Annotated in this window: 15 protein-coding genes and 2 pseudogenes; 9 read left to right on the forward strand and 8 right to left on the reverse strand. The window is 73.4% G+C overall.

Annotated elements, in window-relative coordinates; genetic code table 11:
• The first annotated feature begins 52 nt into the window (after positions 1-52).
• From AAC944_RS11955 to AAC944_RS11970, 4 genes are all read left to right on the forward strand, one after another.
• Positions 53-1,003, forward strand: a complete 951-nt coding sequence (locus tag AAC944_RS11955) for an ABC transporter ATP-binding protein (RefSeq protein WP_037772610.1) — start codon at positions 53-55, stop codon at positions 1,001-1,003.
• Positions 1,003-1,731, forward strand: a complete 729-nt coding sequence (locus tag AAC944_RS11960) for an ABC transporter permease (RefSeq protein ID WP_030617998.1) — start codon at positions 1,003-1,005, stop codon at positions 1,729-1,731. Before AAC944_RS11955 ends, AAC944_RS11960 begins: the two co-directional genes overlap by 1 nt.
• A 151-nt stretch (positions 1,732-1,882) precedes the next feature.
• Positions 1,883-2,983, forward strand: a complete 1,101-nt coding sequence (locus AAC944_RS11965; RefSeq protein ID WP_078888719.1) for a sensor histidine kinase — start codon at positions 1,883-1,885, stop codon at positions 2,981-2,983.
• A complete protein-coding gene (locus AAC944_RS11970) occupies positions 2,980-3,585 on the forward strand; it encodes a response regulator (RefSeq protein ID WP_030618004.1) in 606 nt (201 codons plus the stop codon). The genes AAC944_RS11965 and AAC944_RS11970 overlap by 4 nt, the downstream gene beginning before the upstream one ends.
• A 123-nt stretch (positions 3,586-3,708) precedes the next feature.
• Here the strand turns inward: AAC944_RS11970 and gcvH are convergent, their stop codons facing one another.
• The 4 genes and pseudogenes from gcvH to AAC944_RS36500 all read right to left on the reverse strand — a co-directional run.
• On the reverse strand, positions 3,709-4,092 hold the full coding sequence (gene gcvH, locus AAC944_RS11975; RefSeq protein WP_030618007.1) for a glycine cleavage system protein GcvH: 384 nt from the start codon (positions 4,090-4,092) through the stop codon (positions 3,709-3,711).
• Between the two features lie 88 nt (positions 4,093-4,180).
• Positions 4,181-4,981, reverse strand: a complete 801-nt coding sequence (locus AAC944_RS11980) for an SDR family NAD(P)-dependent oxidoreductase (RefSeq protein WP_030618012.1) — start codon at positions 4,979-4,981, stop codon at positions 4,181-4,183.
• Between the two features lie 82 nt (positions 4,982-5,063).
• On the reverse strand, positions 5,064-6,566 hold the full coding sequence (locus AAC944_RS11985; RefSeq protein ID WP_051871961.1) for an MFS transporter: 1,503 nt from the start codon (positions 6,564-6,566) through the stop codon (positions 5,064-5,066).
• Positions 6,563-6,841: pseudogene (locus AAC944_RS36500) on the reverse strand (thiolase C-terminal domain-containing protein); the annotation flags it as partial. The pseudogene AAC944_RS36500 and the gene AAC944_RS11985, both read right to left, overlap by 4 nt.
• Before the next feature lie 475 nt (positions 6,842-7,316).
• On the opposite strand from AAC944_RS36500, the gene AAC944_RS11995 reads away from it, so the two are divergent.
• The 4 genes and pseudogenes from AAC944_RS11995 to AAC944_RS12010 form a co-directional block, all read left to right on the forward strand.
• Positions 7,317-7,967, forward strand: a complete 651-nt coding sequence (locus AAC944_RS11995; protein WP_030618020.1) for a class I SAM-dependent methyltransferase — start codon at positions 7,317-7,319, stop codon at positions 7,965-7,967.
• A gap of 98 nt (positions 7,968-8,065) precedes the next feature.
• Entirely contained in the window at positions 8,066-8,995 is a 930-nt protein-coding gene (locus tag AAC944_RS12000; RefSeq protein ID WP_030618023.1) for an N-acetylmuramoyl-L-alanine amidase, read from the forward strand.
• A gap of 201 nt (positions 8,996-9,196) precedes the next feature.
• Positions 9,197-10,072, forward strand: coding sequence for a DUF5336 domain-containing protein (locus AAC944_RS12005; protein WP_078888695.1), 876 nt, complete (start codon positions 9,197-9,199; stop codon positions 10,070-10,072).
• Positions 10,073-10,198: 126 nt separating this feature from the next.
• Positions 10,199-10,335: pseudogene (locus AAC944_RS12010) on the forward strand (LLM class F420-dependent oxidoreductase); the annotation flags it as partial.
• 15 nt (positions 10,336-10,350) lie between these two features.
• Here the strand turns inward: AAC944_RS12010 and AAC944_RS12015 are convergent.
• From AAC944_RS12015 to AAC944_RS12030, 4 genes are all read right to left on the reverse strand, one after another.
• Positions 10,351-11,145 (reverse strand): maleylpyruvate isomerase N-terminal domain-containing protein, encoded by a 795-nt coding sequence (locus tag AAC944_RS12015; protein WP_030618029.1) that lies wholly within the window; start codon positions 11,143-11,145, stop codon positions 10,351-10,353.
• Between the two features lie 64 nt (positions 11,146-11,209).
• Complete coding sequence (locus AAC944_RS12020; protein ID WP_030618031.1) at positions 11,210-12,280, reverse strand: glucosidase family protein; 1,071 nt, start codon at positions 12,278-12,280, stop codon at positions 11,210-11,212.
• The gene (locus tag AAC944_RS12025) at positions 12,277-13,044 is read right to left on the reverse strand and encodes a class I SAM-dependent methyltransferase (RefSeq protein WP_030618033.1); all 768 of its coding nucleotides are present in this window, start codon (positions 13,042-13,044) and stop codon (positions 12,277-12,279) included. Before AAC944_RS12025 ends, AAC944_RS12020 begins: the two co-directional genes overlap by 4 nt.
• Before the next feature lie 62 nt (positions 13,045-13,106).
• Positions 13,107-14,465, reverse strand: a complete 1,359-nt coding sequence (locus AAC944_RS12030; RefSeq protein WP_030618034.1) for a glycosyltransferase family 4 protein — start codon at positions 14,463-14,465, stop codon at positions 13,107-13,109.
• A gap of 238 nt (positions 14,466-14,703) precedes the next feature.
• Here AAC944_RS12030 and AAC944_RS12035 point away from each other — a divergent pair, with 238 nt between their 5' ends.
• A complete protein-coding gene (locus AAC944_RS12035; protein WP_030618036.1) occupies positions 14,704-15,327 on the forward strand; it encodes a TetR family transcriptional regulator in 624 nt (207 codons plus the stop codon).
• The last annotated feature ends 271 nt before the right edge of the window (positions 15,328-15,598 follow it).

The raw sequence follows: 15,598 nt of genomic DNA on the forward strand, positions 1-15,598 counted from the left end.
ACCCGGAACAACGGGAACAACGGGAACAACGGGGAGCACGCGGGACGCCGCGGTGGTGTTCTCGGGCGTCGTGAAGACCTACGGCGAAGTGCGGGCCGTCGACGGGCTGGAGCTCACGGTCCGCCGCGGCGAGACCGTGGCGCTGCTGGGCCGCAACGGCGCCGGCAAGTCGACCACGATCAGCATGCTGCTCGGGCTGCTGCCGCCCACGTCCGGCGGGATCCGGCTGTTCGGCGGCTCGCCCGAGCGGGCGGTACGCCAGGGCCGGATCGGCGCCATGCTGCAGGACGGGCAGCCGATACCGCGGGTGACGGTGCGGGAGCTGATCGCCTTCGTGGCGGCCACCTACCCGAAGCCGATGCAGGTGTCCGAGGCGCTGGTGCTGGCCGGCCTGGAGGAGCTGGCGGGGCAGCGGGTGGACCGGCTCTCCGGGGGCCAGGCGCAGCGGGTGCGCTTCGCGGTGGCACTGGCGGGCGATCCGGACCTGGTGGTGCTGGACGAGCCGACCGCCGCGCTGGACGTCGAGGGCCGCCGGGACTTCTGGCGGGCGATGCGGGCGTACGCGCGGCGCGGCAACACCGTGGTGTTCTCCACGCATTACCTGACCGAGGCCGATGAGAACGCCGACCGGATCGTCGTGGTGGACCGCGGCCGGGTGGTGGCCGACGGCAGCGGCGAAGCGATCAAGCGCACCGTGGGCGGCGCGCTGGTCTCCTTCGACTTGGCCGGCACGCCCACCGACGGGCTGACCGAGCTGCCGGGCGTCACGTCCTTGGAGATACGGGCCGACCGGGCGCTGCTGCGGACCGGCGACTCCGACGCGACGGTGGTCGCGCTGGCCCGGCTGGGCTTGATACGGGGCCTCCAGGTGTCCCCGGCCAGCTTGGAGGACGCGTTCCTCTCCCTCACTTCATCCCGCAAGGACGCCATGGACGACGGCCCGGCGGTCAGCGGTACCGGTGCCCTGGAAGGCGCCGCGACGGTCGGCGAAGGAGCCCGGTGATGTTCGACTACATCCGTCTGGAGATCCGCAGGACGCTGCGCGACAAAGGCTTCGTGATCCTGGGCATCGGGATGCCCGTGCTGATGTACCTCCTGCTCACCAACATCGGCGGAGGATCGGGGAAGGACGCCGACGCCTGGAAGGTGACCGCCATGGTCGGCATGGCCTCGTACGGCGCGCTGGGCGCGGCCCTGGGCACCGGCAACGGCGTCGCGGAGGACAAGAAGCTCGGCTGGCTGCGGCAGTTGCGGGTCACGCCGCTGTCCCCGGCGCGGGTGGTGGTGGGCCGCGGCCTGAGCAGCTCGGTGACCGTGCTGCCGGCCATCGTCGCGGTACTGCTGCTGGGGGCGCTGGTCAACGGCGTGCGGCTGTCACCCGTGCAGTGGGCCGGGCTGGTGGTGCTGCTGTGGCTGGGCACCGCCCCGTTCACGCTGCTGGGCCTGGGCAACGGCTACCGCCTCACGACGCAGGCCGCGGGGCTGGTGAACGCCGGCTGCATGATGGTGCTGGCGATCATCGGCGGACTGTGGTTCCCGACGGGCGCGTTCCCCGGCTGGCTGGAGAAAATATCGCGCTGGACGCCGTCGAACCGCTTCGCGGAGCTCGGCTGGAGCGTCACCGCGGGGCACGGCCCGTCGGCGGGTACGGTCCTGGTGCTGGTGGCGTGGCTGGCGGTCTTCGGCGCCTACGCGGTGTACGCGTACCGGCGCGCGGCCCGGACGGTCTGAGGTGCGGCGAGGCGGGCTACGGGAAGTCAGCGCCCCGGGAGTTGAGGACGGGATGGCCAAGAAGGACTGCGGGACGCCGTTCTGGGGGACGTGGGGGCCGACGACGCCGGTCGGCTCGCCGCAGCGGAAGGGGCCGACCTCCGCCACGTTCATGCCCTGGCTGGTCATGGGCCTGGGCGCGCTGTCCAACACCCTCCACGGCCGGGCCGGCAACCCCTGGCTGGCCGGCGCGGGCCTGCTCGCCTTTAACTCGCTCTACATCGCGGTGGTGCGGGCCGCTTTCCACTCCCGCGCCCGTGCGTCCCAGGTGCCGTACTGGCTGCTGGGCGCGCTGGCGGCGGTGACGTACGCGCTCGCCATCGGCTACGGCGGGTCCTGGATGCTGTTCTTCCCGCTGATGTCGCTGGCGGGCGGGACGCTGCTGCGCGGCAGGCCGCTGTTCCTCTTCCTGTTCGTGGCCAGCGCGTCGGCGGGGGCCCTCGCCGGGCGGGGCAGCGGCGAGCCGTGGGACTCGGCCACCATCGGCTACGGCACGTTCGTCTCCGGCATGGTCACCGCGGCCATCCTCGGTCTCTTCGAGGCCAACCGCCGACTGCACGCCACGCAGGGGGAGCTGGCCCGTACCGCGGTCGAGAAGGAGCGGCTGCGCTTCTCGCGCGACCTGCACGACCTGCTGGGGCACACCCTCTCGGTGGTCGTGGTGAAGGCGGAGGCGGTGCGCCGCCTGGCCCCACGGGACGTGGAAGCGGCGCTGGCCCAGGCCGCTGACATCGAGGCGGTGGGCCGGCAGGCGCTCACCGAGATCCGCGAGGCGGTCACCGGCTACCGCCAGGGCAGCCTGGCCACCGAGCTGGACCGGGCCCGCTCGGCGCTCCAGGCGGGTGGCATCGAGCCGGTCGTGCGCCAGGCGGGTCCGCCGCTGTCGCCGCAGGCGGGCGCGTTGCTGGGCTGGGTCGTACGGGAGGGCGTGACCAACGCCGTACGGCACAGCGGCGCCTCCCGCTGCGAGATCGAGGTACGCGTCGACAGCGACCGGGCCCGGCTGACGATCACCGACGACGGCCGGGGTCCCGTAAGCTCCGAGGCGCCTGGCGAGGGCGGCGGCACGGGCCTGACCGGACTCGCCGAGCGGCTGGCGGCGGCCGGCGGCACGCTGGACGCGGGGCCCGACGGGCGGCGCGGCTTCCGGCTGGTGGCCGAGCTGCCCGACGACGCGGGCGTACTGCCGGGAGCGGAGGAGATGTCCAGGTGATCAGGGTCCTGCTGGCCGAGGACCAGGGGATGATGCGCGGCGCGCTGGCGCTGCTGCTGAATCTGGAGGCGGACATGGAGGTGGTGGCGCAGGTGGCGGCGGGCGACCGGATCGTCGGCACCGCACTGGAGACCTCCCCGGACATCGCGCTGCTGGACATCGAACTGCCCGGGCGCAGCGGCCTGGACGCGGCGGCGGACCTGCGGGAGGCGCTGCCGGACTGCAAGGTGCTGATCGTGACCACGTTCGGGCGGCCGGGGTATCTGCGCCGCGCGATGGAGGCCGGGGCCTGCGGCTTCCTCGTGAAGGACGGGCCGGTGGAGGAGCTGGCCGCGGCGATCCGGCGGGTACTGGCCGGGGAGCGGGTGATCGACCCCGGGCTGGCGGCGGCCGCGCTGAGCGCCGGGCCGAATCCGCTGACGCCGCGTGAACAGGAGGTGCTGACCGCCGCCGTGGACGGCGCGACGGTGGCCGACATCGCGGGCAGGCTGCACCTCTCGCAGGCGACCGTGCGCAACTACCTCTCGGCGGCGATCGGCAAGACGGGCACGCGCAACCGCATGGAGGCGGTACGGGCGGCGCGGCGCAACGGCTGGCTGTAGGCACACCACCGGTGGCAGGAGCCGGCCGCCCCGCCGCCGGCCGCGGCCCTGGCGGCGCACCCTGCTCCCCCGCCCTCTTCCCGCCGCTCCTCCTGCTCCCCCGCTGTGCCTGTTCCTCCCCCGCTACTCCTCCTGCTGGATGTAGTCCTCGTACCCCTCGGCGCTGAGCAGTGCGTCGGCGCTGCCGGTCACCCGGATCACCAGCAGCCAGCCGTCGCCGTAGGGGTCGTCGTTGATCAGCTCGGGGGAGTCGGCCAGCGCGGCGTTGGCCTCCAGCACCGTGCCGCCGACGGGCAGGTAGACCTCGCTGACGGCCTTGACCGACTCCACGGAGCCGAAGGGCTCACCGGCCTCGAACCGTTCGCCTTCCTTGGGCAGTTCGACGTAGACGATGTCGCCGAGCTGCCGCTGGGCGTGGTCGGTGATGCCGACCGTGGCCCGGTCGCCGTCCAGGCGGAGCCACTCGTGGTCCGTGCTGTACGACAGGTCCGTGGGGATGTTCGCCATGCCGACGACGGTGGCACCACCGCCGCCGGGCCGACAAGGCGGAAACCGGGCTGCCGTGCCCCGCCGCGCCGGGCACGGGCGCGGGCGGTCAGGTCCGCAGGTACGAAGCGCCGTTGACGTCGAGCACGGTGCCCGAGCTCCACTGCGCCTCCGGGGAGGCCAGCCAGCGGACGGCGGCGGCCACCTCGGCCGGCTCGGCCACTCTGCCGAACGGGCTCTGCGCGCGGATCGCGGCGCCCTGCTCGCCGGCCAGCCGGTCACCGACCCGTTCGGTGTCGATGAAGCCGGGCGCCACGGACGCCACCGCGATGCCGTGCGGCGCGAGCGCCACCGCGAGGGACTGGCCGAGAGCGTGCACCGCCGCCTTGGTGGCGCCGTACGCGGGGTTGTCGGGTTCGCCGCGGAAGGCGCCGCGCGAACCGACGTTGACGATCCGCCCGCCGGTGCCCTGGGCGATCATCCGCTGCGCCGCGCCGTGGCTCAGGTGCGCGGTGCCGAGCAGGTTGACCGCGACGTGGCTCTGCCAGGCGGCGGTCCAGTCGGCGTAGGAGGTGGTGGCGGGCGGGTGCGGGGTGTTGACGATCGCGGCGTTGTTCACCAGGACGTCTATGCCGCCGAGCGCGGCGTCGGCCGCGGCGACCAGTTCCGCGGCGCCTTCGGGGGCGCCGATGTCGGCCTGCAGCAGCGTGTGGCCGTCGCCGGGCAGTGCGGCGAGGGTCTCCTCGGCGTCCGCCCGGCGCGAGCCGTAGTGCACGGCGACCCGGTCGCCGTTCTCCGCGAAGGCGTGGGCGAGGGCCCGTCCCAGGCCCCGTGAGGCCCCGCTCACCAGGACGCGGCGGCCGGTGGCGGGAAACGGTACGGAAGCGGTGTCGGTATCGGTGTCAGCCATGCCCGCATCCTCTCGTGCCGCCACCCGCGGAACCGGTCCGGGCCCCTCCGACCAGGCCCGACGCCCCACGCCCGCCCGGCCGTCAGGCCTGCGCGGCGCCTCCCGCGCCGTCCTGTCCGCTGCCCTGTCCGCCGTCCTTCTCGCGGCCCTGCGGGGACTCGCGGCCCGGCAAGGAGCAGAGCATCAGCAGAACACCGGCCAGGAGCACCACGGCGGCGACGCGGAAGGCGAGCGCATACCCGTCGGCCAGGGCCACCCGGCCGCTGCCCGCGACCCCGGCCGCGACCGTCGACAGGACCGACAGGCCGAGCGCGCCGCCCATCTGCCGCGAGGTGTTGATCAGCCCGGAGACCAGTCCGGCGTCGCCGGCCGCCGCGCCCGCCGTGCAGATCGAGGCGATCGGGGTGGCCGAGAGGCCCGCGCCCAGCGACATCATGATGCCGGGGCCGAGGATCGTACCGAGGTAGGTTCCGTGCACGCCCATCGCCGACTGCCAGGCCATGCCGCCCGCGGCGAGCAGCACGCCCGCCACGGCGACGGTCTTGGCGCCGATCCGGGGCAGTGCCATCAGCCGGGGCGCGGCCTTGGAGCCGAGCACGATGGAGAAGGAGTGCGGGATGAAGGCCAGGCCCGCCTGGAGCGCGGTGTAGCCGAGGACGTTCTGCGTGTAGAGCGAGAGGAAGTACCACATGGAGAACATCCCGGCACCGACCACGATCATCGCCGAGGTCGTCGCCCACACCGACCGCGGCCGGAAGACGGTCAGCGGCATCAGCGGCGCGTCCGAGCGGGCCTCGACCGCCACGAAGACGCCGAGCACCAGGAGCCCGGCGAGCAGCGGCAGCAGCGCGCCGGCGGCCGTCCAGCCGCGTTCGCCGGTCTGCACGATGCCGTAGGCGACGAGCGCGAGGCCGCCGGTGACCAGCAGCGCGCCGGGGACGTCCAGCCGGCGGCGCCCCTCCTGCCGGCTCTCGCTCAGGCAGAACGCGGCACCGGCCAGCACCAGCGCACCGATCGGCACATTGATGAGCAGCACCCAGCGCCAGGACAGGAACTGCGTGAGCAGCCCGCCGACCAGGCCGCCCGCCGCGCCGCCGCCCGCGCCGACCGCGGTCCAGGTGGCCACGGCCCGGGTGCGGGCCGGGCCTTGCGGGAAGGAGGTGGTGAGGATGGTGAGGGTGGCCGGGGCGAGCACGGCGGCGCCGACGCCCTGGACCGTACGGGCCGCGATCAGCTGCCAGGCCTCCTGGGCGAGCCCGCCGCCCAGGCTCGCCGCGGTGAAGAGCCCGAGGCCCACGAGGAAGACCCGCTTGCGTCCGAAGAGGTCGGCGGCGCGCCCGCCGAGCATCAGGAACCCGGCGAAGGTGATCACGTACGCGTTGACCACCCACTGCAGGCCCAGTTCGCTCAGGCCGAGCGAGGACCGCATCGAGGGCATCGCGACGTTCACCACGGAGACGTCGAGCACGACGAGGAACTGCCCCGCGCAGACCGCGAGCATCACCGCCCAGGCGGGCGGGGCTTTGCGGGCGGTGGTTCCGGACGGCTGCTGGTCAGTGGTCACGAGCGGGGGCATGGTGGTCATCGTGTCATCGGACGGGTGCCTGGGGCATCGGATAATCGGCCCAGCGGTCCCGGTCCGAAGGGCCTAGGCCCCCGGGACTCACGACCGGGCCAGGGACTCAGGTTCCTCGGTCCTTCGTCTCCTGGCTCCGGTGAACCCGCTTCTCCAGTCGGTACCTGCCGGGCACCCCCCTCGCCCCGCAGCTGCCAGGTCAGCTCGGCGGCCCGGGCCAGCCCGGTGGCGCCGAGCGGGCGGCCCTTGGAGATCAGGCCGCCGGAGGGGTTCACCACCCACCGGCACCTGTTCGACCTGCTCGTAGGCGACACCGGCGTCCGCGAGCGCCGCGCCGCCCGCCTCCTCCGCTATGTCCCAGTACTGCCACTCCCGCGTCCCCGGCTTCTCGGACTTCGTCATGCCGACGCCGACGATGTACGCCTTGCCCGTCATACGTGTCCTCCGGGGGACCGGGCTCGGACGAGGGGACGCGGTTCCGGGCCCCGGGACAGCCCGAGCAGCCGCACCCGATGCCCACGCCGGGCACACTGGAACAGGTTCCAGTCAGACGGAAGACCGTGACTGACGGCCAGTCAGGTAATGGGTGGCGGCAACAGGCGACAGGCGCCGGCCACCGGCCGCCGGACACCGTACGAGCACGGTCACCCGGCGCGGGTACGGCACCCCGCGCGCAGCCCAGGAGGCCGGGTACGCGACGATGAGCTGGACGTACGCGCCGGTAACCGGTTCTCGGCGCCCGCCACCAGGAGGTAGCCCATGACCGCCGCTCCCCAGCCGGAGACGCTCGCCGCGTTCGAGGCGGCCAAGGGGTTCATGCCCGTCGACGAGGGGCTGGCGCTGTACGCCGCGGCCGCCGAGGCGGCTGCGCTCGGGCTGCCGCTGATCGAGATCGGCACGTACTGCGGCCGCTCCACGCTGCTGCTGGCCGACGCGGCGCGGGCGGCCGGGGTCACCGCGGTCACGGTGGACCACCACCGCGGCAGCGAGGAGCAGCAGCCCGGCTGGGACTACCACGACCCGGAGGTCGTCGACCCCGAGGTCGGGCGGATGGACACGCTGCCCGCCTTCCGCCGGACGCTGCACGCGGCCGGGCTGGAGGAGCACGTCCTCGCGCTCGTCGGGCGCTCCCCGCAGGCCGCGGCCCTCTGGCGGGCCCCGGCGGGCCTGGTCTTCATCGACGGCGGCCACACGGACGAGCACGCCACGGCGGACTACGAGGGCTGGGCGCCGCACGTCGCACCGGGCGGGCTGCTGGTGATCCACGACGTGTTCCCCGACCCGGTGGACGAGTGGACGGGCCAGGCCCCGTACCGCATCTACCTGCGCGCACTGGAGTCCGGCGCGTTCACGGAGGTCTCGGCGCACCGCTCGCTGCGCGTCCTGCGGCGCACGGGCGACGGGATCTGACCGGCCCTCCCGTACGCGGGAAGCCCGGTCAGGTCCGGTGCCGGACGCGCCACCGGCAGGAACGCCGTCTTCCGGCCAGCTGACGTTACGATCGCGCTGTGTCGAACGGCAGTACTCCCCCCACCTCCCGCCGCTCCCCGCGCACGTTCCTCCTCGTGCCGGCCGTGCTGGCGGCCCTCGGCTGCGCCGGCTGCGGCGCCACCGGTGGCGGCACGGCGTCCGAGGGCAGACCGGGCCCGGACCGGCCCGCCGCTGCCGGGCAGCACACTCCCACGGGGCGGCCGGACGACAGCGCCGAGGACTCCGGCAGCGGCAAGGGTGAGGGCAAGGAGCGCGGGCCGGCGGCCGGCGGCGGCCCGCTCAAGGGCAAGGTCGTGGTGATCGACCCCGGCCACAACCCCACCAACCGTGACCACACGGCGGAGATCGCGCGCCAGGTCGGCGTCGGTAACGCCCGCAAGGAGTGCGACACGACCGGCACCTCCACGAACGCCGGGTACGCGGAGGCGTCCTTCACCCTCGACGTCGCACGCCGCGCCCGCGCCCTGCTCCGGAAGGAAGGCGCGAAGGTCGTCCTCACCCAGGACGGCGACCGCCCGTACGGCCCCTGCGTGGACGAGCGCGCCGAGATCGGCAACGCGGCGCACGCGGACGCCGCCCTCTCGATCCACGCGGACGGCGCCGGGGCCGGGAACCGCGGCTTCCACGTGATCCGCCCCGGCGTGGTGCACAGCGGCGGCGCGGACACCCGCAAGATCACCGGCCCGTCGCGCGACCTCGCCGACCACATCGTGGGCCGCTTCGTCGCTGCGACCGGCAGCGCGCCGGCCAACTACATCGGGGACGGCAAGGGGTTGGACACCCGTACCGACCTGGGCGGGCTCAACCTCTCCCGGGTGCCGAAGGTGTTCCTGGAGTGCGGCAACATGCGCGACGCGCAGGACGCCGCACACCTCACCGATCCCGCCTGGCGCCAGAAGGCGGCCGTCGGCATCACCGAGGGCATCACGGGTTTCCTGCGCGACTGACGGTACAGCCGGGTTCGGAACGGTACGGGCGCCTTGCCCGCCGGCGCGGCCCGTACCCCGCAGTGCGCTCATACAGGGACGAGACGGCCCAGCGAATCGGGCGGTAGGTTCCCCCTTACGATGGGGCCACCCCCGCGCCTCGCACCGTGCGCAATCGGTGACAGCACGACCCATGACGAAAAACGGCAAAGGACTTCTTACGTGAACATCCGATCCCTCACACGAGGCGACGGCGTGGTGATCGGAGCAGCGGTGTTGCTGTTCATCGCCTCGTTCCTCGATTTCACCGGCGGCCCCGACTGCTCCGGTGAGCTCGCCAAGTACTGCCAGGACGTCGAGACTTCCAACGCCTGGGACACCCTCTCGTTCGTCATGAGCATCTACCTGGCCGGTGTGATCGGTGCGGCGCTGATCGTCGTGAGCCGCGCCCTGCCGCAGCCGCGCAAGGTCGCCGGTCTCGACCTGGGTCAGTTCGGCGTCGCGATCACCCTCTTCGCCGCCTGGACGGCGTTCTGGACGATCATCAGCGTCAGCAGCGCGGGTCCCGGCCTCATCATCGGCCTCATCGCCGCGCTGATCCTCGCCGGTGCGGCCGTCGCCTCGCCGCTCGTCCCCGCGCTGCAGGCCAAGCTCATCAGCGCCCCCGCCGCCACCGCCTCCCCGTACCACACCGGCGTCAACGCCGGGTACGGCTACCCGGGCGCGCAGCAGCAGGCGCCGGGCCAGGGCTACGGCTACCCGGGCGGCCCGCAGCAGGGCGGCCAGCCCTCGTACGGCGGTCAGCCCTCGTTCGGTGGCCAGCCGCAGCCCGCGCAGGGCGGCCAGGCCGGGCAGCCGGCCCCGGCCACGACCGACCAGCAGGCCGCTGCGCCGGCCGAAGCCTTCGCGCCGTTCTGGTTCGCGGTTCCGGTCGCCCGCCCGCTCTACGGTGAGGACGGCGCCCCGACGCCGATCGCCGAACTGGCGCCCGGCACCTGGTACCTGGCGGTCGAGCAGCGCGGCCAGGCGCTGATCGCGCAGACCCAGGACGGCCGCCGCGGCGTCCTCCAGGACACCACCGGCATCCAGCGCGGCTGAGTCCGCGCGCCGAGGCAGCGCAGCGGCCCCGTACCCACCGCTCGTGGGTGCGGGGCCGTTGCCATGTCGCACCTGCCTCGTACAGTCGCCGCACGACGTCCTGACGGCACGTCAGAAAGGGTCGGCATGCGGCTCGGCCTGACGCTCGGCTACTGGGGACGGGGCCCGGCCCCCGCCGTCTCGAGCTCGCCCGCGAGGCGGAACGGCACGGTTACGCCTCCGTCTGGACCGCGGAGTCCTGGAGCTCGGCCGCGTTCACCGCGCCGGGCCGTCGCCCGTTACCAGGACACCAGGCCGAGCCACTCGTCGAACAGGTCGCGGTCGCCCTGGACGCGGACCGTCGGGGTGTCCGCCGGCAGCCGCCGGTAGAAGACCAGCAGGACGTCGGTGAGCGGTCCGCTGACCATGACGGCGGCCTCCTCGTCGGCTTCGCCGTGCCGCCAGGTGAGCCGGTCGCCGGTCATGTCGATGATCCAGCGTGTGCCGGCCGGGCCGCCGGTGTTCGTGGCGTGGAGGCAGAGGGTGCGGCCCGGGCCCAGCAACCGCCTGAGCTCCGGCCGGAGCTCCAGGGCCTGCGGCGCGGTGCCGATCTCCAGCCACTCCTCCAGGGTGTCCACCGCGACGTCCGGCGCGAGCTGGTACGCGACGCCCGCCGCGATTGCCGCGTCCGCCCGGTGGATCGCGGTCTCGTGCACGGCGCGCCGCGCCCAGAAGCCCGCGGCCTGGTGGTCGACCCAGGTCCACACCCGGGTGTCCGGCCCGGCCTCCCGCAGCGCCGCGGCCGCCACCTCCGCACCCGCACCGAACCAGGCGTCCAGCGCCGCCGGGTCCCCGTCCCCCGGCCCCTTGAAGTCCGGTACGTCCTCGTCGGGCACCATGTCCTGTGCCCGGGTCCGCACCGTCGCCGCCATCCAGCGGAGCGCTCCGCCGAGATGCCGGGTCAGCTCTCCGAGGGTCCATTCCGGGCAGGTGGGGACCGTCGTCTTCAGGTCCGCCCCCCGCAGTGCCTCCCGGAACAGTCCGGCCTGCACCAGGATCTCTTCGCAGTACCTCTCGTGCCCAAGGCGTGTCATACCCGCACAGTAGTGCGGTTTCCGCGCCCCCGCCCCGCATATGAGGGGCGGGGGCGCGGTCGCCTCAGCTGCAGCAGTCCGGGTCCAGGCCCGTCGGGAGGCGCTCGCCGCCGAAGACGGCCGTGGTGGCCTCGTCGCCGCCGAGCGCGGCCACCGCCAGCAGCAGGGAGCCCGCCGTCCACGACGTCAGCTCGCGCGGCCAGATGGTGTCGTCGTCGAAGACGTAGCCGGTCCAGTACATGCCGCCCTCGGCCCGCAGGTGCTGGATCGAGCGGAGGATGTCCACGGCCCGGTCGGACTCGCCCATCGCCCAGAGCGTCAGGGCCAGTTCGGCGCTCTCCCCGCCGGTGACCCAGGGGTTGGGCAGGACGCAGCGGACGCCGAGGCCTGGCACGACGAAGTCGTCCCACTGCGCCTCGATGCGCTCCTTGGCCGCCTGGCCGCGCAGGGCGCCGCCGAGCACCGGGTAGTACCAGTCCATCGAGTAGCGGGACTTGTCCAGGAACCGCTCGGGGTGGTGGCGGATCGCGTGGCCGAGGCGGCCGGCCGCCAGCTCCCAGTCCGGCTGCGGTTCCCCGCGCTGGTCGGCCAGGGCCAGGGCGCAGCGCAGCGCCTGGTACACGGAGGAGGAACCGGTCAGCAGCGCGTCGTTGACGGGCGTGCCGTCGTCCTCGCGCTTCCAGCCGATCTCGCCGCCGGGCTGCTGGAGCCCGAGGACGAACTCGGTCGCCGCGTACACCGCGGGCCACATGCGGTCGAGGAAGGTGTCGTCGCCGGTGGAGAGGTAGTGGTGCCAGACGCCGACGGCGAGGTAGGCGCAGAAGTTGGTCTCGCGACCGCGGTCGGTGGGCCGGTCCGCGTCCCCGTCGGCGTAGGCGGCGTACCAGGAGCCGTCGGTGAGCTGGTGCTCGGCGAGCCACAGGTACGCCGCTTCCGCGCGCTCGTGCTCGCCGGCCGCGTCCAGCGCCATCGCGGCCTCGGTGTGGTCCCAGGGGTCGAGGTGGTGCCCCCGGAACCACGGGATGGCGCCGTCCGCGCGCTGGGTCGCGAGGATGCCGGCGACGGTGCGGGCGGCCTGCTCCGCGGTGAGCACTCCGGGCAGGACGAGTCGTTCGGTGCGCCCGGGGCTCGTCACAGGGCGGCTCGCGCGGGCTCGTCGTGCGCACCGGCGGCGGGCGCCTTCGGCTCGTGCGGCTTGGTGGCGTACGCGACGAAGCTCTTGCCGATGAGCGGGTTGAGGGCGTTCTCCGCGACCCTGGTGGCCAGCGGCTTCTTCATGATGTCCCAGACCAGGAGCTTGTGGTAGGCCTTCACCGGCAGCGCCTTGTCGTTGTCCACGCCGAACGCGCACTTGAGCCACCAGTAGGGGCTGTGCAGGGCGTGCGCGTGGTGGGTGCCGTAGGGGCGCAGGCCCGCCTCGCGCATCTTGCCGAGGAGTTCGTCGGCCTTGTAGATGCGGATGTGGCCGCCCTCGACCTCGTGGTACGCGTCGCTGAGCGCCCAGCAGACCTTCTCGGGGCCGTAGCGCGGGACGGTGACGGCGATCCGGCCGCCGGGCTTGAGGACCCGGACCATCTCGGCGAGCACGCCCTTGTCGTCGGGGATGTGCTCCATGACCTCGGAGATGATCACGACGTCGAAGGAGTCGTCGGGGAAGGGCAGCGCGAGCGCGTCGCCCTCCATGGCGGTGGCGGTGGCGCCGGCCGGGGCCTCGCCGGCCTCCTCCATCGCCGCGAACCACTTGGCGACCTCGCGGATCTCCTCGGCGTTCTGGTCGAGCGCGACGACCCGCGCGCCGCGCCGGTAGCACTCGAAGGCGTGCCGGCCCGCGCCGCACCCCAGGTCGAGCACGCGGTCGCCCGGTGCGAGCGGGAATCGGGAAAAGTCGACGGTCAGCACGGCCTCTCAGCTTTCGTCCTGGGGTGTCCCGGCCGTCGGGGGTCGGCCGGGAGCGGTGTTCGTCAGGTCAGGGTGCGGCCGACGCGGGGGGCGGCCGCCGGGGTGGGGGCCGCGGCGGGCCGGTGGGCGGCGCGGGCCGCGATGGCCTCGCGGTAGCGCTCGGCCGTGCCGATGGCCGCCTGCCGCCAGGTGAAGCGGGCGAGGACCCGCTCGCGGCCCGCGGCGCCGAGCCGGCTGCGCAGGTCCGTGTCGCCCAGCAGGCGGTTGAGGCCCGCGGCGAGGGCTTCCGCGTCGCCCGGCGGCACGGCGAGGCAGGTCTCGCCGTCGGGCCCGGCGACCTCGGGAATGGCGCCGCCGGTGGTGGCCAGCAGCGGCGTGCCGGTGGCCATGGCCTCGGCGGCCGGCAGCGAGAAGCCTTCGTAGAGGGAGGGCACACAGGCGACCTGGGCGCTGCGCACCAGGTCGACCAGCTCGGCGTCGCTGATGCCCTTGACGAACTCGACGGCGCTGCCGAGCCCGTACCGCTCGATGGCGGCGGCGACCGGCCCGTCGTCGGCGCGCTTGCCGACCACGACGAGGTGCGCCTCGGGGTTCTCGGTGCGGACCTTGGCGAGCGCCTCGACCAGGTGGATCAGGCCCTTGAGCGGTACGTCGGCGCTGGAGGTGGTGACGATGCGGCCCGGGACCTCGGGGACCGAGGGGTCGGGCGAGAAGAGGTCGGTGTCGGCACCGATGTGCACGACGTGGATGCGGTCCTGACGGACGCCCAGGTGGTCGGTGATCTCCTGGCGGGAGGAGCCGGAGACGGTGAGGACCGAGGGCAGCCGGCGGGCGACCCGCTTCTGCATACGGGTGAAGCCGTACCAGCGGCGGACCGAGGCGCGCCGCTTCCAGCCGTCGGCGGCGTCGAGGTCGAGCTGCCGGTCGACGGTGATGGGGTGGTGGATCGTGGTGACCAGCGGCGCGCCGAGGTCGCCGAGCAGACCGTAGCCGAGCGTCTGGTTGTCGTGGATCACGTCGAAGTCGCCGCGGCGAGCGGTGAGATGGCGGCGCGCCCGCAGGGAGAAGGTGAGCGGCTCGGGGAAGCCGCCGGTCCACATCGTGCCCACTTCGAGGGCGTCGATCCAGTCGCGGTACTCGTCGCGTCTCGGGGTGCGGAAGGGGTCCGGCTGCCGGTAGAGGTCGAGGCTGGGCAGCTCGGTCAGGGGCACGCCGCCGTCGAGGACGGGGTAGGGCTGGGCGCCGATGACCTCGACGGAGTGGCCGAGCCCGGCCAGTTCGCGGGAGAGGTGGCGTACGTAGACGCCCTGGCCGCCGCAGAACGGGTTCCCTTTGTACGTGAGCAGGGCGATCCGGAGCGGGCGGTCGCCGGTGGCCTCGGCGGGGCGAGCGGCGGCTGCCTGGACGGCCTCAGCGGACACTCTCGGCCCCTCTCTCACTGGACTTTCGCCGGAGCGTAACCGCTGGCGCTAATCTAGAACAAGTTACAGAACCGATCGGTTACCGACGAGTTCACCAGGCTCGAATCTACCGGCCGGAGACTCGGCGAAAAGAGCCGCACCAGGTGATTCGCGCCACGACCCACCCCCTGCCATGCTGAGCCGATCAGCAGCTCGACAAGACCCCGCAGCACGGACGGACCGCCACGGAATGGGACACATGACTTCCGAACACCGGCCGGCGCTTCCTGCCAGTCCCGCGCTGACCGAGCGCCAGGAGGCGCGCCGACGCCGGATCCTGCACGCCAGCGCGCAGCTGGCCGGCCGCGGCGGCTTCGACGCCGTGCAGATGCGCGAGGTCGCGGAGCTGTCGAACGTCGCCCTGGGGACGCTGTACCGCTACTTCCCTTCCAAGGTCCATCTGCTGGTGGCGACCATGCAGGACCAGTTGCAGCACATGCACGCGACGTTGCGCAAACGGCCGCCGACGGAGAGTGATCCCGGGGCGCGGGTGGCCCAGACGCTGATGCGGGCCTTCCGCGCGATGCAGCGCGAACCGCACCTCGCGGACGCGATGGTGCGCGCGCTCACCTTCGCCGACCGGTCGGTGAGTCCCGAGGTGGACACCGTCTCCCGGCTGACGACGGCGATCATCCTGGACGCGATGGAGCTGGATTCCGCCGCCACTCCCGAGCAGCTCTCGGCCGTGCGGGTCATCGAGCACACCTGGCACTCCGCGCTCATCACCTGGCTGTCCGGGCGGGCTTCGATTGCGCAAGTGAAGATCGACATCGAGACGGTGTGCCGGCTTGTCGAGCTGACCTCGCCCCAGCGCCCGGAATAGCCCGCTTCCTCCCGGCACGTCTGCTTCCGCGCCTCACGGTTCGCCCCGTCACGGAGTGCATACATGCATCTTGCCGTGCACCCGTGCGCCCCCTTGCCCCCTCTTGGCCTGATCTGCGGCCCCACGGCGCGGCCATTACAGGTATGAATTCGGGGTGGCTGACAAATATGCCGGTACACGGGGGTCTGGAGGGGGACTGAAGTGATCCGGGTACTGCTGGTGCACGACGTCTGTCTGTTCCGATGGGCGCTGGCCGAAGTGCTCAGCAGGG

The organism is Streptomyces sclerotialus, assembly GCF_040907265.1.
Classification (GTDB): Bacteria; Actinomycetota; Actinomycetes; order Streptomycetales; family Streptomycetaceae; genus Streptomyces; species Streptomyces sclerotialus.